General features: G+C 65.4%; 24 protein-coding genes and 2 riboswitches. Of the genes, 10 read left to right on the top strand and 14 right to left on the bottom strand.

The window, feature by feature from the left end; translation table 11 throughout:
• Positions 1 to 54 precede the first annotated feature (54 nt).
• Positions 55 to 705 (top strand): glutathione S-transferase family protein, encoded by a 651-nt coding sequence (locus GM909_RS06355; protein ID WP_157015372.1) that lies wholly within the window; start codon positions 55 to 57, stop codon positions 703 to 705.
• A 356-nt stretch (positions 706 to 1,061) separates the two neighbouring features.
• On the opposite strand, the gene GM909_RS06350 is transcribed toward GM909_RS06355, so the two are convergent.
• Positions 1,062 to 1,487, bottom strand: coding sequence for a MarR family winged helix-turn-helix transcriptional regulator (locus GM909_RS06350; protein ID WP_235911714.1), 426 nt, complete (start codon positions 1,485 to 1,487; stop codon positions 1,062 to 1,064).
• Between the two features lie 100 nt (positions 1,488 to 1,587).
• Here GM909_RS06350 and GM909_RS06345 point away from each other — a divergent pair, with 100 nt between their 5' ends.
• Positions 1,588 to 1,878, top strand: coding sequence for a DUF1330 domain-containing protein (locus tag GM909_RS06345; RefSeq protein WP_157015370.1), 291 nt, complete (start codon positions 1,588 to 1,590; stop codon positions 1,876 to 1,878).
• Positions 1,879 to 2,127: 249 nt separating this feature from the next.
• Here GM909_RS06345 and GM909_RS06340 read toward each other — a convergent pair whose 3' ends face one another.
• From GM909_RS06340 to cobD, 7 genes are all read right to left on the bottom strand, one after another.
• Positions 2,128 to 2,520: a GFA family protein gene (locus GM909_RS06340; RefSeq protein WP_157015369.1), complete on the bottom strand. Its 393-nt coding sequence runs from the start codon at positions 2,518 to 2,520 to the stop codon at positions 2,128 to 2,130.
• Between the two features lie 63 nt (positions 2,521 to 2,583).
• Positions 2,584 to 2,718, bottom strand: a complete 135-nt coding sequence (locus GM909_RS26265; RefSeq protein ID WP_268890747.1) for a hypothetical protein — start codon at positions 2,716 to 2,718, stop codon at positions 2,584 to 2,586.
• A gap of 68 nt (positions 2,719 to 2,786) precedes the next feature.
• Complete coding sequence (locus tag GM909_RS06335; protein WP_157015368.1) at positions 2,787 to 3,245, bottom strand: DUF411 domain-containing protein; 459 nt, start codon at positions 3,243 to 3,245, stop codon at positions 2,787 to 2,789.
• 27 nt (positions 3,246 to 3,272) lie between these two features.
• Positions 3,273 to 4,748, bottom strand: coding sequence for a multicopper oxidase family protein (locus GM909_RS06330; RefSeq protein ID WP_157015367.1), 1,476 nt, complete (start codon positions 4,746 to 4,748; stop codon positions 3,273 to 3,275).
• A 122-nt stretch (positions 4,749 to 4,870) separates the two neighbouring features.
• Positions 4,871 to 5,188, bottom strand: coding sequence for a hypothetical protein (locus GM909_RS06325; RefSeq protein ID WP_157015366.1), 318 nt, complete (start codon positions 5,186 to 5,188; stop codon positions 4,871 to 4,873).
• Between the two features lie 72 nt (positions 5,189 to 5,260).
• Positions 5,261 to 5,767: a tyrosine phosphatase family protein gene (locus GM909_RS06320; RefSeq protein WP_157015520.1), complete on the bottom strand. Its 507-nt coding sequence runs from the start codon at positions 5,765 to 5,767 to the stop codon at positions 5,261 to 5,263.
• A gap of 13 nt (positions 5,768 to 5,780) precedes the next feature.
• Positions 5,781 to 6,830, bottom strand: coding sequence for a threonine-phosphate decarboxylase CobD (gene cobD, locus GM909_RS06315; protein ID WP_235911686.1), 1,050 nt, complete (start codon positions 6,828 to 6,830; stop codon positions 5,781 to 5,783).
• Here cobD and cbiB point away from each other — a divergent pair.
• Positions 6,817 to 7,794: an adenosylcobinamide-phosphate synthase CbiB gene (gene cbiB / locus GM909_RS06310; RefSeq protein ID WP_157015365.1), complete on the top strand. Its 978-nt coding sequence runs from the start codon at positions 6,817 to 6,819 to the stop codon at positions 7,792 to 7,794. The two genes, cobD and cbiB, sit on opposite strands and share 14 nt — an antisense overlap.
• On the opposite strand, the gene GM909_RS06305 is transcribed toward cbiB, so the two are convergent.
• From GM909_RS06305 to GM909_RS06285, 5 genes are read right to left on the bottom strand one after another with little or no spacing between them, the layout of a single operon-like run.
• Positions 7,775 to 9,238: a cobyric acid synthase gene (locus GM909_RS06305; RefSeq protein WP_157015364.1), complete on the bottom strand. Its 1,464-nt coding sequence runs from the start codon at positions 9,236 to 9,238 to the stop codon at positions 7,775 to 7,777. The two genes, cbiB and GM909_RS06305, sit on opposite strands and share 20 nt — an antisense overlap.
• Before the next feature lie 10 nt (positions 9,239 to 9,248).
• A complete protein-coding gene (cobO, locus tag GM909_RS06300; RefSeq protein WP_157015363.1) occupies positions 9,249 to 9,863 on the bottom strand; it encodes a cob(I)yrinic acid a,c-diamide adenosyltransferase in 615 nt (204 codons plus the stop codon).
• Positions 9,856 to 10,380 (bottom strand): bifunctional adenosylcobinamide kinase/adenosylcobinamide-phosphate guanylyltransferase, encoded by a 525-nt coding sequence (cobU, locus tag GM909_RS06295; protein ID WP_157015362.1) that lies wholly within the window; start codon positions 10,378 to 10,380, stop codon positions 9,856 to 9,858. The genes cobO and cobU overlap by 8 nt, the downstream gene beginning before the upstream one ends.
• A complete protein-coding gene (locus tag GM909_RS06290) occupies positions 10,373 to 11,125 on the bottom strand; it encodes a CbtA family protein (protein WP_157015361.1) in 753 nt (250 codons plus the stop codon). The genes cobU and GM909_RS06290 overlap by 8 nt, the downstream gene beginning before the upstream one ends.
• Before the next feature lie 13 nt (positions 11,126 to 11,138).
• Positions 11,139 to 11,318: a CbtB domain-containing protein gene (locus tag GM909_RS06285; protein ID WP_157015360.1), complete on the bottom strand. Its 180-nt coding sequence runs from the start codon at positions 11,316 to 11,318 to the stop codon at positions 11,139 to 11,141.
• Positions 11,319 to 11,350: 32 nt separating this feature from the next.
• Positions 11,351 to 11,549: riboswitch (cobalamin riboswitch) on the bottom strand.
• A 61-nt stretch (positions 11,550 to 11,610) separates the two neighbouring features.
• A riboswitch (cobalamin riboswitch) is annotated at positions 11,611 to 11,813 on the top strand.
• A 38-nt stretch (positions 11,814 to 11,851) separates the two neighbouring features.
• On the opposite strand from GM909_RS06285, the gene GM909_RS06280 reads away from it, so the two are divergent.
• Genes GM909_RS06280 through GM909_RS06250 form a run of 7 tightly spaced genes read left to right on the top strand, consistent with a single transcriptional unit; the run spans position 11,852 to position 20,196 of the window.
• Positions 11,852 to 12,286 (top strand): DUF1636 family protein, encoded by a 435-nt coding sequence (locus GM909_RS06280; protein WP_157015359.1) that lies wholly within the window; start codon positions 11,852 to 11,854, stop codon positions 12,284 to 12,286.
• Complete coding sequence (gene cobW, locus GM909_RS06275; RefSeq protein ID WP_157015358.1) at positions 12,283 to 13,320, top strand: cobalamin biosynthesis protein CobW; 1,038 nt, start codon at positions 12,283 to 12,285, stop codon at positions 13,318 to 13,320. The genes GM909_RS06280 and cobW overlap by 4 nt, the downstream gene beginning before the upstream one ends.
• A gap of 37 nt (positions 13,321 to 13,357) precedes the next feature.
• Complete coding sequence (gene cobN, locus GM909_RS06270; protein ID WP_157015357.1) at positions 13,358 to 16,714, top strand: cobaltochelatase subunit CobN; 3,357 nt, start codon at positions 13,358 to 13,360, stop codon at positions 16,712 to 16,714.
• Positions 16,711 to 18,075, top strand: coding sequence for a precorrin-3B synthase (gene cobG / locus GM909_RS06265; RefSeq protein WP_157015356.1), 1,365 nt, complete (start codon positions 16,711 to 16,713; stop codon positions 18,073 to 18,075). The genes cobN and cobG overlap by 4 nt, the downstream gene beginning before the upstream one ends.
• Complete coding sequence (locus GM909_RS06260) at positions 18,072 to 18,704, top strand: precorrin-8X methylmutase (protein ID WP_157015355.1); 633 nt, start codon at positions 18,072 to 18,074, stop codon at positions 18,702 to 18,704. Before cobG ends, GM909_RS06260 begins: the two co-directional genes overlap by 4 nt.
• Positions 18,701 to 19,435 (top strand): precorrin-2 C(20)-methyltransferase, encoded by a 735-nt coding sequence (locus GM909_RS06255; protein ID WP_157015354.1) that lies wholly within the window; start codon positions 18,701 to 18,703, stop codon positions 19,433 to 19,435. Before GM909_RS06260 ends, GM909_RS06255 begins: the two co-directional genes overlap by 4 nt.
• Complete coding sequence (locus GM909_RS06250) at positions 19,432 to 20,196, top strand: precorrin-3B C(17)-methyltransferase (protein ID WP_157015353.1); 765 nt, start codon at positions 19,432 to 19,434, stop codon at positions 20,194 to 20,196. The genes GM909_RS06255 and GM909_RS06250 overlap by 4 nt, the downstream gene beginning before the upstream one ends.
• Here GM909_RS06250 and GM909_RS06245 read toward each other — a convergent pair.
• Positions 20,160 to 20,930: a cobalt-precorrin-6A reductase gene (locus GM909_RS06245; RefSeq protein ID WP_157015518.1), complete on the bottom strand. Its 771-nt coding sequence runs from the start codon at positions 20,928 to 20,930 to the stop codon at positions 20,160 to 20,162. The genes GM909_RS06250 and GM909_RS06245 overlap by 37 nt on opposite strands.
• Between the last annotated feature and the right edge of the window lies 1 nt (position 20,931).

Here is a 20,931-nt window from a genome sequence, read left to right as displayed (position 1 = left end):
GAGTACGCTGCTATTGGTGGGCCAACGACCCGTCATCATCAGGAGGAGAATGCGATGCTGAAATTCTATCACGCGCCATGGTCGCGTTCGTCGAGCATATTCTGGCTGCTCGAAGAACTTGGCCAGCCGTACGAAATGGAGGTCGTCGACATTCGCGCCGAAGGCGGCGTGCCGGAAGGCTACCGCGAAATCCAGCCCAACAAGAAGGTACCGGCGATCGTCCATGACGGGGCGGTCATCACGGAACGGGCCGCCATCTCCATCCATCTCGCCGATGCTTTCCCGCAGGCCGGTCTCGCCCCGGCAATCGGCGAAACCATGCGTGGTCCGTATCTGACCTGGCTCGTCTATTGCGACGCCGTTTTCGATCCCGCCATCGCCGCCAGGGCCCACGGGCTGACCTACAAGAGCAACGACTATTCCTTCGGCACGTTCGACGACATGGTGCGCAACGTCGACAACCATCTGGCGAAGAGCAACTTTGCCGCCGGCGATCGTTTCACCGCTGCCGACGTGCAGCTTGCAAGCGGCATCAACTATACGATGAACGTCTTGAAGGCGCTGCCTGAAAGGCCCGCATTCGTCGATTATCTGGGACGCATCGGCGATCGTCCGGCATTTCGCCGGACGCAGGAAAAGGACCGGGACATGGCGATGGCGACGCCGTATTTTCAAGCCTGGGCCGCGGCCGCGGGGCAAGGATGATCGCGGTGCCCGGCATGCTTTTTTTGCCTGATGTCGCACGCATCAACTGCATCAAAGGAACGCGAAGGCTCCGATGACCGCCAGGGACAGCAGATAGCACAGGAAGGATGCGACAATGGCCCGTAATGTCGGCACACGGTCGCGCCAATTGTAGAAATCGTTCATCGCCGAGCTCCATCGGCTGCAAGGCCGGGCGCCGCCGCCGTCTTGCGCGGGGGGTGCGCCACCATCCGTCATACTTGCCGAGAAACGAATTCCGAACCGCGATATTCTTCACATGGCCGGACAAATGTGCCGTCGATCTCCAGGTCCGCCGTTTGCCGGCGCACCGTCGTGTGAGCGGGAAGGGCCGAGTTCTACGCCAAGACCGCCGCCTTGGCCAACTCCGCCATTGCCCGTGTTGTCGATCGGAGCTGTTCATCACCCAGGTGCCGGGACAGCTCGGCCTTGGCAGATTTCCATACGGGGAAGGCATCTACCATGAGGCGACGCCCAGAACGGGTCAAGTTTAGCCGCTTTCCTGCGCGGCCACGTCCACCTTCAGCGCGGACCAAACCTCGCGCCTCTAGGTTCTGAACATTTCGGCTGAGAGTAGTCGCGTCGACCCCTGCACTAACCGCGAGATCAACGAGTGTAGCTCCCTCGGCCGCACCGATCCCGACCAAGAGGCTGAACTGCTCGGCCGTCAGCCCGAGCGGCTTGAAGCAGGCGTTGTAGTAACGCGTGATTGCACGTGCTGTCGCCCGAGCCTGAAAGCCCGGACATTCCGCTGCGACGCCCATCAAAAGTTCTGGATCAAAACCGCTCACGTCTGCACCCTCGACATTCCAATATCGGCGTTATAATGTATATGCATTATTTTGCAAAATTTGGAGATGGACCATGCCTGCGTATGTGCATTTCAATCTGCGTGTCATCGACACTACCAAACAGGAGGCGCTAGCTCCTCGCTTTCAGGCGGCTCTACAAGAGGCGGGCGGGCGAATTCTGCACTTCGGCCATGTAGCGCAGGTTCTTGAAGGCGATGCAGTGCCGCTCCCAATAGCTGGAGTGTTTGAGTTTCCAACCCTGGACCAGGCGCTAGCTTTCTACAATTCCGAGAAGTACGCACCGATCAAGGCAGAACGCCAGGAGGCTCAACAAGCGAGAATGTTCGTTGTCGAATCCGGCTAAAGCCCGCGCAAACCCACTGAGTATAACGAGTTGCACCGACATTGCCGGATCGCCGCAAGAACCTACTCGCCGCATGAGGAAGTCACGCTGACGCGCCAATGGCGCGTCCTGCCATTTCAGCAGGCCGGTAAGTTCCATAATCTATCTTATGCAACATCGCTTGGCATGGCATCCGCCACACAAGTCCACGGTCGTCGCATCATGCGATCAGCAGAGTTTTATGCGTTACCCTTCGCCCTTTCGTGCAACCTACTCCTCTAAGCGTCCCGAAGCGTCACGGTCCCGTTCGTATCGCTTCTTGAGCTGAATCGGCGGCAGCCAGGACTCGCGACGGATGGTCCAGAGTTCGTAGGTTGGCATCAGCTGGTCCGGCGCGTCGAGGGAGCCCAGGTTCACTTCGACCTCGTCGTCGGTGCGTCCGAAGACGGTCGAGCCGCAGCGCGGGCAGAAATGCCGCCCGGCATAGGCGCGCGTTTCTCCTTCGACCGTCACCGCATCCTGCGGAAACACCGCGGAAGCGTGAAAAAGAGCGCCATGATGTTTGCGGCAGTCGAGGCAGTGACAAAGGCCGACCCGGTAAGGCCGTCCCGACGCCACGATGCGGACATCGCCGCACAGGCAACCGCCCGTGTATCGATCCATCTGTGTCTCCTTCCAGATCATTTCCAGGAGAAGCGGCAGCCGGTTCTTCGCGGCTCCCTGCCCTCAAAAGAAGAAATACTTTATCAAGGCCACGACGCCCAGCACGAGAAAGACGACGACGAGCATCCACAAAAAGCTCATGCCCCACATGGCCAGACCGCTCATGCCGTCCATCATGCCGCCTTGTTCATTCATCATCGCACAGTCCTTCCCTGGAAATGCTTGTCGCCGTCGAGGCCGCAAAGGTCACGACATGGCTGCATGATCTATTCCCGCGCATAGACACCGGTGACTTCGCCTGGCTTCGAGACCGCGAGGATCTCGAACGGTCCCTGCTTTTCGCCGCCCATGCCCGGCGAGCCGAGCGGCATGCCGGGCAGCGTCACGCCCGTAATGTCGGGACGTTCCGAAAGCAGTTTTCTGACCGTGTCGACCGGAACGTGGCCGCTCACCGCATAGCCTTCGATCATCGACAAGTGGCAGCCCTGGACATCGTCGGGAATACCCGCCTTGCGGCTCATCGGAGCGAGTTCGTGGGTCGGTTCGACCGTGACGGTGAAGCCGTTGTCGCGCAGATAGTCGGCATAGCCTTCGCAGCAGCCGCATTGCGGGTTCTTGTAGAGCATGACCTCCTGGGCTTCGGCCGGTTGGGGCCAGACCATGGACATCGCTCCGGCGCCCGCGATCACCGCGGCGCCCGCCAGGGCAAGGATTGGGTTGCGCATTGTCTTGTTCCTTTTTCCTGTTGTGGTTCAGCCGACGCGAATGACGCCCATCATGCCGGACGCCTGATGTTCCAGAATGTGGCAATGGAACATCCAGTCGCCGGGATTGTCGGCGACAAAGGCGATTTCGGCCGTCTCGCGCGGCGCCATCAGCACCGTGTCCTGCCATTCGCGGTAGCGCGTCGGTTGACCATTGCGCGATATGACCCGAAAGGAATGCCCGTGCAGGTGGATGGGATGATGCCAGGCCGTGGCATTGGTCATCGCCAGCACGTGGGTTGCGCCGCGCTCAAGCGTCAGCATCGGATCGAGGATGTGGCCCTGTGCCGCCATACCGTTGATGAACCAGATGTCGTCGCCGTGCATCATGTTCATCATCGAGCGCATATTGCCCATCATCCCGCCGCCGGCCCCCTCACCGCCCATGCTGCCGCCCAACTGCTGCATGACCATCTGTCCCATCATGCCGCCGTTGAACGTCACCTCGTGACGCATGGCATTGTCCATGTCCGGTTCGGCAAGCGGGTTGGCTGGCAAGTCCATCGGCCAGTCGGGTGCGCGCTCCCTGAGCGGCGCGTCGTCATAGGCAAGATCGACCAGCCGGTATTCGAGGCCCTCGTAGAAGCGGTCGACGACGGAGACGCGGCTGCCCGGCTTACCCGTCAGGTCGACAACGAGATCGACGCGCATGGCCGACCCCAGCACGACCTGCCCGCCATCGGGGGCGTGCGGTGCCACCGGCTGGCCGTCCAGCGCCACGATGACCGGCTCCAGATCGGCGAAATCGAGCGCGAAGACGCGCGCATTGGCGGCATTGATCAGCCGCAGCCTCAGCCGCTCGCCCTTGCGCACGGCAAATGTCTCCGGAACGCGGCCATTGATGGTCACCGTGTTGCCGATGCGACCGCTGTGCATCATGTCGTGACGGCCGCCGAAATCGTCGCTGATGGCGCCCGCCTTGGTGAGCCGCCAGTCGTCGAGCACCCAGGTGACGTCGCGGTCCACCCGGATCGGCTCGGCTTCCTCGACGATCAGCGGACCATAGAGCCCGCGTCCCACCTGCTCGAAGCTGCACTGGTGCGGATGGTACCAGAAGGTGCCGGCATCGACGGCGTCGTATTCGTAGACGAAGGTCTCGCCGGGCGCGATCGGCGTCTGGGTCAGATGTGGTACGCCGTCCATGGCATTGTGCACACGCATGCCGTGCCAATGGACCGTCGTTTCCTCGGCGAGGCCGTTTTCGACGGTGACCCGCAGGCGCTCGCCCTGCCTGACGCGGATTTCAGGGCCCGGCACCGCATCATTGTATGTCCAGGCCTGCGTTTCGGCCCAGGGTTCCGGCACCAGCCGAACAGGCGCCGGGGCACAGCGAAGCTTGTATTCCCGCGCTGCCGGGCTTGCGGCGCTGAAAGTCGGTGGTGCAAGCAGCGAAACGGCAGCGCCTGCCGTTGCCGATGTCAAAAAGGTCCGGCGCGTGAGCGTCGGTGAACGAAAATGCGACATGTGGATGGTCCCGAATAGGGTTTCGCCTCCGCAGCCGCAAAGCGGTTGCGGTCCGGCCTTTCGGCCGTGCGCTCATGGGGCGAACAAGCAGGCGATACCTGCCCGCATCGCCTCAAAAACGACTATCGGGGCGGATGCCGCTCGGGCGGACTCGAGCGCCCCAGGAGGCCGCGCGAAATCGATTGTCCGGGCGAGAATTCTGCAAAATCCGTCTCCGTCGATTCGGATGCCGGCAGCACGGCGAGGGGTACGGCACAGATCTGATCGCAGGCGATCGCGGCATCACGCGTTTCGTCGCAGCCATCGCAACCGCCCGTGTGGTCTTTGGTGGCGGCTGCCATGCGGAGCGACATATCGGTCGTCGCCACAGCCTGCGCGAACGTGGCGGCCGCGAAGGTCGCAAGCACAAGGAAGGCAGCAATGCGCATCAGCCGTTTCATCGACTGAAAATTACTCCGGGCCGCGACCGCTGTCCATGGCGGCAATGTCGCAGGCCCGCCCCACCCTCGCCTTCAATCCAGCGTGAAACGAAACGGCACGCCTTCGAACGCGTCGGCGCCGCGGCCGATCTCTTCGATCGCACGCGTCATGCGGCCTTCACGCGCCAGCAACGTGTCGGCCAGCGCAACCAGCCGGACATTCGGCGTGGCGCTCGGCGAGGCGCTGCGCAGGGCCCTGGCAAGCCAGTGTTCCTCGCGCGCCGGGTTGAGGGCCGCGGCGACGATATAGGCCGCGGCGGTCGAGCGCGAAATTCCGGCAAAGCAATTGATGACAAGCGGCCTCGCCCGATCCCAGGCCTGTGCGAATTCGAGCAGCCCCTCCACATGACCGCGATGCGGCGCGACCATCTCCGGCGCCTCGTCGACAATATCGTGCATGAACAGGCACAGATGATTGTCGACCGAAATACTGGGCGGGCGCTCGAACACGGTGTTTTGGGTGAGCAGGCTGACAAGCTGTGCAGCCCCGGTCCGTGCGACGGTCTCGTTCAGTTTCGACAGTGGCGTCACATAAATCACGCCGGATCCGGATTCATTCATGCGGTTCGCCCCTGTACGATTCCAGCGCCGCCGCAAGGCGCTTCCATTCGCTCTCGCTTCCCGGCAATCCGATGCGCAGCGCATTGGGCATGGCCGAAAAGGCGCGTGTCATTATTCCATGGCGCCCCAGATGATCAAACAGCGCGGGCGCGCCGGCAAAGCGCAGGAAGCGAAACAGCGCCGTTCCCGTCGATTGCGGCAGGCCGGCTGCCGCGAGCAGACGATCAAGCCGTGCCGCGTCAACCTCGAGGCGCTGGCGATTCGCCCTCTGCCAATCGCTGTCGCCCAGCGCTTTGAGGCCGTATTCGAGTGCCGGTCCGCTCACCGCCCAGGGGCCGAGCTCGTCCTTCAGTTTCTCTGCGAGCGGCTCTGCCGTCAACGCAAAGCCCAGGCGAATGCCGGCCAGGCCGAAGAACTTGCCGAAAGAGCGCAGGACCACGAGGCCGCCCTGCCCGATATCCCCGGCGACACTGTGCGTGTCCGATGTGACGTCCATGAAGGCTTCGTCGACGACCAGCAAGCCACCCCTGCCCTGCATCCGTGCCGCCATATCGACAATCGGCTCGCGGGCCGTCATTCGCCCGTCGGGATTGTTGGGATTGACCAGGATGCCGAGATCGGCACCTTCCAAAGCGGCGATGTCGCCCACCTCTTCGACCCTGTGGCCGGCCAGCGCCGCGACGCGCGCATGTTCGGCATAGGTCGGGCCGAGTATCCGTGCCCGGCCCGGCGCGACAAGCCGGGCGATGTGGGCCAAAAGGCTCTGCGTGCCCGGCGCCGGCACCACGCAATGCGATGAGGGCGCCCCGTAAGCCGCAGCGGCCTGCCCGGCCAGTTCGTCCAGGCGCGCCGGCTCCGGCAGCCGCGCAAAGGCCGTGGCGGGCAGATCGAAAAGCGGATAGGAGTGCGGGTTGATCCCGGTGGACAGGTCGACCCAGGGCTCGGGAGCCTGCGGGAAAAGCGCCCTTGCCCGCTCCAGGCTTCCGCCGTGGTCGGCAACAGCAGCAACAGGATTCGGCTTCGCCTCCATGTCAGTGGTCATCGCCCTTATCGCCCTCATTGTGGAACGGGCCTTCGGATACCCCGACCGGCTGTTCAACGCGATCGGACACCCGGTCGTGTGGATCGGCAGCGTTATCGGATATCTCGACGAGCGCCTGAACCGTCCGGAACTGATGGCGCACAGCCGACGGCGCAACGGTGTGATTGCCCTTTTGACGATCCTCGCTGCCGCCGCAATCCCGGCCTTCATAGTCCAGTCGATCCTGTCCTGGATCCCGTTTGGCTTCGTCGTTGCAGCACTGCTTGCCTCGAGCCTGATGGCGCAGCGCAGCCTTGAGGATCATGTCGGTGTCGTCGCCACCGCATTGGACGATGGCGGCGTGGCGCAGGGCCGTAAGGCTGTATCCATGATCGTCGGGCGCGATCCCGAAAGCCTCGACGAGGCCGGCGTGGCACGCGCGGCGATCGAAAGCCTGGCCGAAAATTTTTCCGACGGCGTGGTCGCGCCCGCGTTCTGGCTCTGCGTTGCCGGACTGCCGGGCATTGCCGCCTACAAGGCCGTCAACACCGCCGACAGCATGATCGGGCACAAGACAGAGCGTCACGGCGCATTCGGCTGGGCGTCGGCGCGCTTCGACGATCTCGTCAACCTGCCGGCCTCGCGCCTGACGGCACTTCTCATCATGGCGGCGGCGGTCGTCGTGCCGCACGCGTCGCCGCGCCGGGCCTGGCGCGCCGTGCGCCGCGACGCGCCAAGGCATCGCTCGCCCAATGCCGGATGGCCGGAGGCGGCGATGGCCGGCGCGCTCGGCCTGGCACTTGCCGGACCGCGGCACTATGACGGAGAGGTGGTGGACGACGCCATGATGGGCGACGGCGGGCGCCGCGATGCCGACGCGGCCGATATTCGCCGCGCGCTCCGTCTCTATCGAGCCGCCGATGCCATTTTGATCGGACTTCTCGGTCTCCTGGCGGCGACCGTCTTCATCTTGCATTGGCGATGATCCCGTCAATGTCGAGATGCGCTTCCAGATGCACCGCCAGCCTGTCGAGCACGGCGTCGACCTCCTGCTCGAACTCCAGGACGCTCGCGCTCCCGCCGAGGCGTTCCAGCCATGCCGAACGCTGCCGGTCGTCGGCGAACAGGCCGTGCGCATAGATGCCGGAAATCCGCCCGCTGGCCGACATCGCCCCGTCCGCGCGGCCGTCCGTCAGCCGGGCGAAGGGGCGTTTGCAATCCGGCCCCGTCGTCTCGCCCATATGCATTTCATAGCCGGCAAACGACACACCATCGAAGGTCGTGCCCGATACCGCGATGAGGTGCTTTTCGGGCGTCAGGCGCGTTTCGACGTCGAGATGCCCAAGCCCCGGCACCTCGCCGGCCGGTCCCTCTACGCCATCCGGATCGGCGATCGTCCGGCCGAGCATCTGGTAGCCGCCGCACAGCCCGAGCACGTAGCCGCCGCGGCGGATATGGGCGGCGATGTCGATGTCGAAACCGGCCGCGCGCAATGCGGCGAGATCGGCAATCGTTGATTTCGATCCGGCGAGCAAGACGAGGTCCACGTCGCCGGGCAGCGCCTCGCCCGGCCAGACACGCTTGAGATCGACCTGCCGCTCGGCGGCGAGCGGGTCGAGATCGTCGAAATTGGAGATGTGCGGCAGGATCGGCACGGCGATGCGTATCGGCCCGTCATGTCCGGCGGCCCGGTTCTTGGCGCTCAGGCCGAGCGCGTCTTCCGCCGGCAGCCGGGCGGCCTCGGCGAAATGCGGGACGAGCCCGAAGGCGCGCCAGCCCGTGCGGGCGGCGATTGCGTCCATTCCGGCCTCAAACAGGGCCGAGTCGCCGCGGAAGCGGTTGACGATAAAGCCGCAGATCATCGCCGCATCGTCGCTGGCAACGACATGCTTCGTACCAACCAGACTGGCGATGACGCCGCCACGATCGATGTCGCCGATCAGCGCCACCGGAATGTCGGCGGCACGGGCAAAACCCATATTGGCGATGTCGTTGGCGCGCAGATTGATTTCGGCCGCGCTGCCGGCCCCTTCGACCAGCACGATGTCGGCCTCATCCCGCATCAATGCAAAGCTTTCAAGAACGCTTGCAAGCAGCGATTGCTTCAGGTCCTGATAGTCCGCCGCCCGCGCCGACCCGGCAACCCTGCCCTGAACGACGATCTGCGCGCCGGTCTCGCTTTGCGGCTTCAAAAGAACCGGGTTCATGTGCACGCTCGGCCCAACGCGTGCCGCACGCGCCTGAAGCGCCTGGGCGCGGCCGATCTCGCCGCCGTCGCCGGTGACGGCCGCATTGTTCGACATGTTCTGCGGCTTGAAGGGACACACCCGCAGGCCGCGATTTGCAAGCGCCCGCGCCAGTCCGGCGACGATCAGCGATTTGCCGACGTCGGACCCGGTTCCCTGAAACATGATGGCGCGGCCTGGCACGCTCGGTTCCTTAAAATTCGATGCCCTGCTGGGCCTTCACCCCGGCGGCGAAATGATGCTTAGTTTGCCCCATCTCGGTGACGAGATCGGCCGCCTCGACGAGAGCCGGTTTGGCGTTGCGGCCGGTAACGACCACGTGCAGGTCGGGACGGCGCGCTTGCAGCGCTTCGACCACGCCGTCGAGGTCGAGATAGTCGTAACGCAGGGCGATGTTGAGCTCGTCGAGGATCAGCAGCCCGAGTTCGGGATCGTCCATCAGTTCCTGCGCCTTCATCCAGGCCGCTTCGGCCGCCGCGATGTCGCGCTTGATATCCTGGGTTTCCCATGTGAACCCCTCGCCCATGGAATGCCAGATAACGCGATCGCCGAACTGCACCAGAGCATCCCTCTCGCCGGTGTGCCGTGCGCCCTTGATGAATTGCACGACACCCACCTTGCGGCCGTGGCCCAGCATGCGCAGCGCCAGACCGAAGGCGGCCGTCGACTTGCCCTTGCCGGGACCGGTGTTGACGATCAGAAGCCCCTTCTCGAGCGTCTTGGATGCCACCTCGGCATCCTGAACCGCCTTGCGCTTTTCCATCTTGGCGCGGTGGCGCGCCGACTTTTCCGCGTCGATTTCAGCCATCCTGTTTCACCTGCATCGGTAGTCCGGCGACCATGAAAATCACCTGGTTCGCATATTGCGCGATCAGCTGGTTGAGCCGCCCGGCGGCATCACGAAACCGGCGACCGAGCGCGTTGTCCGGCACGATCCCAAGACCCACCTCGTTGGCGACGACGAACCAGGGCCCGCGCGGCCGCGACAAGACAGCAGCCAGCCGCTCGCATTCCGCCTCCACATCATGGCCCGCCAGCATCTGGTTGCTCAGCCACAGGGTGAGGCAATCGACAAGGACAGGCACGCCATGCGTTTGCCTTTCCAGCGCTGCCGCCAGGTCGAGCGGCGCATCGACCGTTTTCCAGTTCTTGCCGCGCCGCGCCCTGTGCCGCGCGATGCGGTCAGCCATCTCGTCATCGAAGGCCTGCGCCGTCGCGAGATAGATCCACGGCGGCGCGAAGGCCGAAACCAGGTCCTCGGCGTAGCGGCTCTTGCCCGAGCGCGCGCCGCCGAGGACGAAGGTCAGGCGGCCATGGTCAGGCAAGGCTGCCCTGAGGCGCTCGCGTGCCGGCGAAGAAACGTCCGCGCAGCGCGCCCGCCACCGCTCCCAGCAACAGCCAGAAGACGAGGCTGGTCAGCGTCACGGCGACCACGAAACTATGGTGCAGTTCCGCCGGCACGGCCGTGTCGTGGCTCGCAGGCTGCGGTGCCCCGACGATGTGCGGCGCCACGATGACGGCGACACCAATGACCGCCAGGATGGCCGAGCGGCGCAGGGCAATAAGCGCCAACCCCGCCGCCGTGGCAGCGACGGTGGCCACCCACCAGACCTGCCGCGCGCCGAGATCGGCTGCCGGCATGCCCGGCAATTCGGGCGGCAGGCCGAGCCCCGGTGCGAGCGTGAAGGTCGCAAAACCGGCAAAGCCCCAAAACAGGCCCTGGCGCCAATTGGCGATGCCGCCGGCCATTTCCGAAACCGCGACCAGAAGCAGCGCAAAACCGATTCCGGTCACAATGTTGGCCAGGGCCGTGTAGGCGCTGCGCTCGAAGCCGTCTGCCGGCGCCCAGGCCTCGCCACCATGACTGTGACCTGCGGCCGCCCCGTCATGGCTATGACCCGCGGCCGCCTCGCCATGATCGTGGCCAGCGGCTCCGGCGCCTGCCGACTCATAGGTTTCGGCTTCGAGAATGAGCGGCACGGTGGCATAGGCCTGCAGCGCGGTCATGACCAGACCGGCGAGCAGCCCCGCGATCGCCGCGACGAACACGACGTTACGAAAGATATTCATGATATCGGCCTCGTCAGTGGCAGGGAAAGGCCATCGAATGGCGATAGTCGTGGCCGGCGTTGTGCACGACTTCCATGTGGGAGAAGCCCACGAAGCCGATGACGAAAATGCCGAGCAACGCCGCCATGGCGAGCTGCATGAAGCGCGATTGGGATGACGTCTGCGCGTCGAATGCTGCGGAAGCTGTATTCATTTCCTCTCCTTTCGCCCTCCCTCCGAGGGCATGGAATTGCACGTGCGCCGGCAGGTCTCCTGGCTCGCGGATCGACACTCCGTCCCACCTTCCCGGCGCAAGTGCACCAGTGGCTTCCGGGAGGAGCTAACCGCCTACAGTTGCGGGGGCAGCCGCGGCATTGGACCTTGTCGTGTCCGCACCGCATTCCCTCTGGTCCCAAACAAGGGAACCGACGACTCCCGCACCATAATGAAATTTGGCTTGGCCGCAATCTCGATTTTTCCACGCGTTGACAGGCCAATGCGACACGGCCTAAATGCCGCTTGACGGTTCTCCTTATTCGCAAGGAGCTAAGAGGGAATGCGGTGCGGACTTTTTTGCGAAGTCTAATGCCGCGGCTGTCCCCGCAACTGTAGGCGAGGAGTCTTGCGCCACTGGCCACCGGGCGACCGGGAAGGCGGCGTAAGGCGTCGATCCGCGAGCCAGGAGACCTGCCGTCTCACTGAAATCCTCACCGCCTGGCGGGTGTCCCGGGCAAGGAGAACGGCATTTTGACTTTCGACGGCAAAGGTCCGGACGAATTCGGCGCACAGTCCGCAGACGATGATCGACCACGCCGCCCCGTAACCATCCTGGTGTGCAGCTCGTGCCGCGATGCCAGCGGATCGGACGCCCGGCCAAGACCGGGCGAGAGGCTGGCCGAGAATGCGCGCCGTCATGCCGATGGGCATGACGTGCGTATCGTCCCCATCGAATGCCTGGGCAACTGCAAACGCCGCCTGTCGGCCGCCTTCGTCATGGACGGCGCCTGGAGCTACGTCTTCGGCGACCTCGCGGTCGACAACGGCGGCGACCTCGTGGCGGCCGCACAACTGTTTCAAACCACGGAGAACGGTCTGCTGCCCTGGCGCGGCCGGCCCGACTGCCTCAAGCGCGGGCTCGTCTCGCGCCTCCCCCCCATCTCCAGCCTGAAGGGTGAAGAATGACCGCCACCATCAACCGCGTTCCCTGTACCGTCGTCACCGGCTTTCTCGGTTCCGGCAAGACGACGCTGATCCGCAACGTGCTGGAGAACGCCAACGGCAAACGCGTCGCCATCATCGTCAACGAGTTCGGCGATGTCGGCATCGACGGCGATATCCTGAAGGGCTGCGGGATCGATACCTGCCCCGAGGAAAACGTTGTCGAACTGGCCAATGGCTGTATCTGCTGCACGGTCGCCGACGACTTCCTGCCGGCCCTCGACCAGATATTGTCGCGCGAGCCCAAGGTCGATCACATCCTCATCGAAACATCCGGCCTGGCGCTGCCGAAGCCGCTGGTGCAGGCCTTTCAGTGGCCGGCGATCAAGGGCCGCGTCACGGTCGACGGCGTCATCGCCGTCGTCGACGGACCAGCCCTCGCCGACGGGCGGGTCGCATCCGACATGGACGCGCTCGCCGCCCAGCGCGCCGCCGATGATTCGCTGGACCATGACGATCCGGTGGAAGAAGTCTTCGAAGACCAGGTCGCCTGCGCCGATCTCATCATCCTGTCGAAGAGCGACCTTCTGGAACAGGATGCGCTGTCGGCTGTCAGCGGAAAACTGGCCAACCATCTCACGCGCGCGGTGAAAATCGTTCCGACGGCCAATGGCGGAATCGATCCCTCGGTCCTCATGGGCCTGGGGCTGGCCGTCGAGGACGATATCGACAACCGCAAGACCCATCACGATGACGTGGACGATCACGAGCATGACGATTTCGACAGTTTCGTCATCGAACTGCCTGCCATCGGCGACCCCGACGAGTTGGCGCGCCGGGTGGCCGCGGTCGCGGAGGCCGAGAACGTGCTGCGCCTGAAAGGCTTCGCGCATGTCGAAGGCAAGCCGATGCGCCTCGTCCTCCAGGCCGTCGGCCCGCGCGTTTCGCACTATTACGACCGCCCCTGGACACCGCAGGAGGAGCGCCGCACCCGTCTGGTCGTGATCGGCCAGAAGGGGCTCGACCGCAGTGCCGTCGAGGCCATCCTGGCGGCTTGATCAGCCAGCCGTCATCAAGCATCGAGTACAAGGCCCCATGCATATCCTCGCCACAAGCTCCGCCTCGCTGGACGACCTGGTCGAACCGGTCGATCTGCGCCAGGAGCCTGCCGATATCGTGGTGCTTTCCTTCACCGACAGCGATCTGGCCGCGCTGGCAGCCGCCTGGCGGGCGGATCGCGACGCCCTGCCCTCGCTGCGCATCGCCGCACTGCGCGATCTGCGCCATCCCATGTCGGTCGATCTGTGGATCGACAGCGTCGCCGCCCACGCCAAAGTCATCCTCGTGCGCATCCTCGGCGGGTTCGACTGGTGGCGCTATGGCTGCGAGCAATTGCACGCCCTGGCCAGGAAACGCGGCATCGCCTTGGCGCTGCTTCCCGGCGAGGATGTCGACAGCGACGAGAGGCTGGACGGGTGCTCGACCTTGCCGGCGGAGGAATTGTCCGCACTGCTGGCCTATTTTCGTGCCGGCGGAAAGGAGAACATGGCGGCGCTTTTGGCACGGCTTGCCGGGCATGCCGGTCATCCCCTGCCCGCTCCGCCGCCGCGCGACATGCCCAGGGTCGGCCTGTTCGAGCCCGGCCAAGGCATTTGCGATGTCGAGACCGGTCTTGGGGCCATCCCGGACGCCGCGCCCGTCGTGCCGATCCTCTTTTACCGCTCGATGCTGCTTGCAGCCGATGCCGCGCCTGTCGAGGCCCTTTGCGCGGCCCTGCGCGGGCGCGGCATCCATGCCGTTCCACTCTTTTTGACCAGTTTGAAGGATGCCGAATCGGCGTCTTTCGTCGAGCGCTACTGCGATAGAGCGTCCCCTGCCCTGATCGTCACCGCGACGGCCTTTGCCTCCGGTGCCGAGCCCGGCGCGAATACGCTTTTCGACCGGATCGGCGTACCCATCATGCAGGTGGTTGTCGCCACGACGCGACGCGAAGCCTGGGAGGACGGCCAGCGCGGCCTCGCGCCGGCCGATCTCGCCATGCATATCGTTCTGCCCGAACTCGACGGGCGCCTGCTCGCCGGCGCCATCTCGTTCAAATCCGAGATCGAAAGCGACGACGCGCTGGCCTTTCGCGGCCAGGTCAACCGGCCCGAGCCGGACCGGATCGCGCAGGTTGCGGCGCGCATCGCAAATTTCGTCGAATTGCAGTCGCTGCCGCGGTGCGACAAACGCCTGGCCATCCTGATGCCGGACTATCCGGCCGCACCCGGACGCACCGGCTATGCGGTGGGCCTGGACGTGCCGGCCAGCGTCATCGCCATGCTGCATGACCTGAAAGACGCCGGTTATCATGTTGAGAATATTCCCGAAACGCCGCGCGACTTGCTGAAAGAGATCGACCGGCACGGCGCGTACCTGGAACTCGATTCCTATCACACAGCGCTGGACTCCCTGCCGCAGAATGCACGCAAGGCGGTTGAAACCCAGTGGGGGCCTGCCGAAGGCGAGGCCGTGGACGGACGCTTCGCCTTCCGTGCGGCGCATTTCGGAAATGTGAGCGTTGCCTTGGCCCCCGATCGCGGCCGCGCCGAAGACAGACGCGCCGACTATCACGATCCAGACCGTGCGCCGCGCCACGCGCTTGTCGCCTTCGGCATCTGGCTGCGCGAGCGGCTCGGATGTCACGCCATCGTCCATGTCGGCGCCCATGGCACGCTGGAATGGCTGCCCGGCAAGACGGTCGCGCTGAGCAAGGACTGTTTTCCCGAAATCGTCACCGGCGGCCTGCCCGTTGTCTATCCCTTCATCGTCAGCAATCCCGGCGAGGCCGCGCAGGCCAAGCGGCGCATCGCGGCCGTTACGCTCGGCCACCTGCCGCCGCCGCTTACCGGCGCAGGATTGAACGAGGAACAGTCGAAACTCGAACGGCTGGTCGACGAATATGCCCAGGCCGACGGTCTCGACCGCCGGCGCCGCGACCGGCTGGCACGTCTCATCGTGGAAACGGCGCAAAAGAACGGCTTGGCCGCGGAGGCCGGTGTGGATGATACGGACGATCCGGACGCCGCGCTCATGCGCATCGATGCGTGGCTGTGCGATCTGAAGGATTTCGCCATCAAGGACGGGTTGCACATCTATGGCCGGTCCGCGACCGGTGAAACCGATGAAATCCGCGTGGTCAGCGCCGAGCGCGAGCGCAGCTCTCTTCTGGCCGCGCTTGATGGCCGCCATATCGCCGCCGGCCCCGCCGGCGCCCCGGCGCGCGGGCGCACCGACGTGCTACCGACGGGGCGCAATCTCTTCACCGCCGACCCGCGCACCATGCCGACGCCGACGGCCTGCGAACTCGGCAAGGCGGCAGCCGACGAGGTCGTCCGCCGCTATCTGCAGGACCATGGCGACTGGCCGCGCTCGCTCGTCATCGACCTGTGGGGCAGCGCCAGCCTGAGAACCGGCGGCGAGGAAATCGCACAAGGGCTGGCGCTCATGGGCTGCCGCCCGCAGTGGGATCCGGCAACCGGGCGCGTCACCGGCATCGAGGTTCTGCCGCCGGCGGCCATCGGGCGGCCACGCGTCGACGTCACATGGCGCATTTCCGGACTGTTCCGCGACATGTTTCCGACCCAGATCGCGCTGATGGACGCCGCCGTCGCCGCCGTTGCTGCGCGCGATGAAACGGCGGACGAAAACCCGCTGGCGGCCCTCGCCCGTCAGGGAGCCGGGCAGCCGCGGCGCATCTTCGGCTCCTCGCCCGGCAGCTACGGCGCCGGGGTGGAGGCGCTTCTTGCCGGTGGGCAGTGGCAGGATCGCGCCGAGATCGGCCAGGCCTATCTGGAGGCCACCTCGCACGCCTTCGGCGGTGCCGACGGCAACGGCGAGGCCGTGCCCGGCGCCTTCGCCGAGCGCGTGGAACAGGCCGACATTCTGGTCCATTCGGGAGACGATGCCGGGCGCGACCTGCTCGAAGGCTCGGCCGACGTCGCCTTCATCGGCGGATTTTCCGCGGCCGTCGCGGCCCTCGGCGGCAAGGCCGATCTCATCGCGCTCGACACCACCGACCCGGCCAGGCCGCGCGCGCGCTCCTTGGCCGAGGCGGTGACACGTGTCGTGCGGGCCCGGGCGATCAATCCGCGCTTCATCGAAGGCCAGTTGCGGCACGGGCCGCGCGGGGCGTCCGAATTCGCCGAGACGGTGGACAGGCTGATCGGCTTTGCAGAGACGACGGCAGCCATTCCCGGCAAACTGATCGAAGCCGTGCATGACGCCTATCTGGGCGATGCGCGCGTTCGTTCCTTCCTGCTCGAGGAAAACCCGGCCGCGGCCCGTTTCATCGCCGAACGTTTTGTCCAGGCGCGCAGCCGCGGCCTGTGGCATCCGCTGCGCAATTCGCTCGATCACGACCTGGAAGCGCTGGCGGCAGAGGCCGCCCGGCGTCAGGGAGCGGCGGCATGAGCGCGACGCGGATCAGGGGCGCCTGCCCGACGCTGGCCGTACCGATGGCGACCGGCGACGGGCTGCTGGCGCGGCTCCATGCTCCGACGAATGGCCTGGCTCCCACCGCGCTGGCCGGTCTGGCCGAAGCCGTGCAGGCACACGGCAACGGCATTGTGGAGGTAACGGCGCGCGGCAGCCTGCAGATCCGCGGCCTTTCGGATGAGTCCGCTTCACGCCTTGCCAAGGCGGTGGATGGCTTGAATATCGAGGTCCGGACCGGCGTTCCGGTCGATGCTCCGCCCCTTGCCGGGCTCGATCCGCACGAAATCGCCGACCCACACCCCCTCGCCCGCACTATCCGCCAAGGAATCGTCAAAATCGGGCTGGAGGGACGTTTGGCGCCCAAGGTCACCGTTATCGTGGACGGTGGCGGCGCGCTGCATCTGGCCGATGTGGCGGCCGACCTGCGGCTCATGGCCGAAAATCGTGACAGCCGCATCGTCTGGAACCTGGCCTTGGCCGGGTCCGCTGCCGACGCGGCAGGCATTGCAGCGCTCGCCGACAACGACACTCCCACCGCCGTCTTGCGCCTCCTCGAGGCAATTGCAGCGAGGGGACGAACGGCGCGCGCCCGCGATCTCGACGGGCCTGCGACGGAGGCAGCACTGCGCGGTCTGCCCGTCGCGCCGTTCCGTCGATCGCAGGCTAATCGGGCGCCGCGGCCGGTCGGGTTGCATCCGCTCGCCAATGGCGGCGCTGCACTCGGTGTCGGGCTGGCCTATGGCCAGGCGGCCGCCACCGACCTCCGTGCCCTTGCGCAAACCGCTTCGGCCCTCGGCATCGAGAGCGTTCGCAGTGCGCCCGGCCGGGCGATGTTGTTCCTGTGTCCAAGGGCAGATATTGCGAAATACTTGAAGGACGCATCAAAAGACATTGGTTTCATTGTCGATTCTAATGATAGGCGTCTGTCGATCACCGCCTGCGCCGGTGCACCGGCCTGCCGCTCGGCCCATCTTGCGACCAAACCATTGGCGGCGCGGCTTCTTGCCGACGCGCCGCAACTCTTCGACGGATCGATGCGCCTGCATTTGTCGGGCTGCAGCAAACGCTGCGCCGCCCCCCAAAATGCGGATGTGACGCTGATCGGCGGCGAGGACGCCCCCGTCATCGAAACGCAGGACGGCGAAAGGCGGGAATTGACGGGAAAGGTCGCGGAAGACGCGATCCTTGCCGTATTCCGGCGGGCCGCCACGGATTACACGGATCAAAGGAATCCCAGACAATCAGCCGTCGCTGCGTTAAAGCGCGCGGCTCTGGGGAACGCGTCGGACGATGATGAACGCCCGATCGGCCCATACGTGCATCAGGAAGGCAAATGAACGCTCAGGATTACATCAAGGACGGCAACGCCATTTATGATCGGTCCTTCGCCATTATCCGGGCGGAGGCCGATCTATCGCGTTTTGCGCCGCAAGAGGCCGATATCGCCGTGCGCATGATCCACGCCTGCGGCCTGGTTGAGGCCGCGTCCCATTTCGAGTTTTCAGATGGTTTTGTAGCCGCCGCACGCCAGGCCCTGAAATCGGACGCGCCGATCCTTTGCGACGCCGAAATGGTGGCGCACGGCATCACGCGGGCGCGGCTTCCCGCCGACAACGACGTCGTGTGCACCCTGCGCGATCCGCGCACGCCCGAACTGGCCGCCCGCATCGGCAATACGCGCTCGGCCGCTGCCCTCGAATTGTGGCGCGACCGGCTCGATGGCGCGCTGGTGGCGATCGGCAACGCGCCGACGGCACTCTTTTACCTGCTCGATATGCTTGCAAACGGCGCGCCGAAGCCGGCCGCCATTATCGGCATGCCGGTGGGCTTTGTCGGCGCAGCCGAATCGAAGGACGCCCTGGCCTCCGGCGCGCATGGCGTGCCCTACGCGATCGTCCGCGGACGCATGGGCGGCAGCGCCATGACCGCGGCAGCGGTCAATGCCATTGCGAGGGCCGGCCTGTGAGCACCGTACGGGGCAGACTGATCGGGGTGGGCACCGGACCGGGCGACCCGGAACTCTTGACGCTCAAGGCCGTGCGCGCGCTGCAGGAAGCGGATGTGGTGGCGCATTTCGCCAAGATGGGCAATGCCGGCAATGCACGGCGGATCGTCGAGGCGCATATGCGCGAAGATCTGATCGAACTGCCGCTGCTTTATCCGGTGACGACCGAGATCGACAAGGCGGACGGCGCCTACAAGACCGCGCTTGCCGGCTTCTACGAGCAATCGGCGCGCGCCGTTGCTGCCCACCTCGCCGATGGCCGCACGGTCGCCGTATTGAGCGAGGGCGATCCGCTCTTTTATGGCTCCTATATGCACCTGCACGTGCGGCTGTCCGAGAGATTTCCGACCACGGTAATTCCGGGCGTTACGGCAATGTCCGGCTCATGGTCGCAGCTCGGGCTGCCGATCGCGCAGGGCGACGACGTGTTGACGGTGCTGCCGGGAACGATGGACGAGGCCGAGCTTGCCCGCCGCCTCGCCGACACCGACGCCGCCATCATCATGAAGGTGGGGCGCAATCTGCCCAAGATCCGCCGGGCGCTCGCCACCGCGAACTGCGCCGAGCGGGCTGTCTATGTCGAGCGCGCGACCATGGGCAATACGCTGAGTTGCCGGCTTGCCGACAAGTCCGACGATGGCGCACCTTATTTCTCCGTCGTGCTGGTTGCCGGCTGGAGGTCGCATCCATGAGCGGAAAGCTCTATGTCATCGGCCTCGGACCGGGAAATGCGGCACAGGTGACGCCCGAGGCGCGGACCGCGATTGCCGAGGCGAGCGTCTTTTTCGGTTACGGCCCCTATGTCGAACGTCTGGAACTGCGCCCCGATCAGACGCGGCACATATCCGACAATCGCGAGGAATTGGCGCGGGCACGCGCGGCGCTTGAGATGGCGGAAGCGGGACGCACCGTCGCCGTCGTGTCGGGCGGCGATGCCGGTGTCTTCGCCATGGCGGCGGCAATCTGCGAGGCGATCGATTACGGCCCCGACACCTGGCGCAATCTGGATATCGCAATCGTCCCCGGGCTGACAGCCATGCTGGCGGTCGCCGCGCGCGTCGGCGCGCCACTCGGCCATGACTTCTGCGCCATTTCGCTATCGAACAATCTCAAGCCGTGGGAGGTGATCGAGGCGCGCCTGAAGGCGGCCGCTGCCGCCGGCTTCGTGATCGCGCTCTACAATCCGATCAGCCGCGCGCGGCCCTGGCAGCTTGGCAGTGCATTGGACCTCCTGCGCACCATCCTGCCGGCCGAGACGCCGTTGATCTTTGGCCGGGCGGTCGGACGCCCCGACGAACGCTGCGCGGTCGTCTCCCTTGCCGAGGCCGATGCCGACCTTGCCGACATGGCGACATGCATCATCATCGGCTCGCCCGAGACCAAGCTCATCGAACGGCCCGGCCGCACGCCGCTGGTCTATTCCCCGCGTTCATCCAGGAAAGACGCGACATGACCGGCGATCATTTCGGCCGCCTCGCCAGCATTGCGAGCCGCCCTCGCCGCCGGCGCATCGGGTCTTCGAACCATGACGACCGGTATGGCGAGACGCCGCGCCGCGGCGATCTTGCCGTAGGTGGCCGCGCCGCCGCTGTTCTTGGCAAGCACCACTTCGATCCGCTTGCGCCGCATCAAAGCGAGTTCGTCATCTTCGTTGAAAGGACCGCGTTCGAGCCGGTAGTGCGCATCAGGCAGATCGAGCGGCGGGTCGATGGGATCGACGCTGCGAACGAGATAGGTGTGCTGCGGGGCCGATTGCAGCGGCCGCAACTCCTGGCGACCCAGGGTCACGAAGACGCGCTTCGGTGTTTTGCCGAGAGCGCAGACCGCCGCCTCGACCGAATCGACCTCGCTCCAGCGGTCGTCGTCCACAATTTCCCATGCAGGTCGGCGCAGGACGATGAGGGGAACACCGGCCGTCCGGCCCGCCGCACACGCATTGGCCGATATCCGGGCGGCAAAGGGATGCGTGGCGTCGACCAGCAGGTTCGTTCCCTCCTGCTTCAGGTAGGCGGCGAGACCGCTCGCGCCACCGAATCCGCCGGTTCGAACCGGGACCGGTTGCGGGGCCGGATTGCGTGTGCGCCCGGCCAGCGACAGGATGACCGAATAGCGGGCGTCTTCGGCCAGCAGGCCGGCAAGCTGGCGCGCCTCGGTCGTGCCGCCAAGGATAAGGACATGGATCGTCATC

Origin of the sequence: Mesorhizobium xinjiangense (assembly GCF_009749525.1) — a bacterium.
Lineage (GTDB): Bacteria > Pseudomonadota > Alphaproteobacteria > Rhizobiales > Rhizobiaceae > Mangrovimarina > Mangrovimarina xinjiangensis.
Note: the sequence above shows the minus strand (reverse complement) of the source record. Positions and strands in the feature narration are given on the sequence as shown.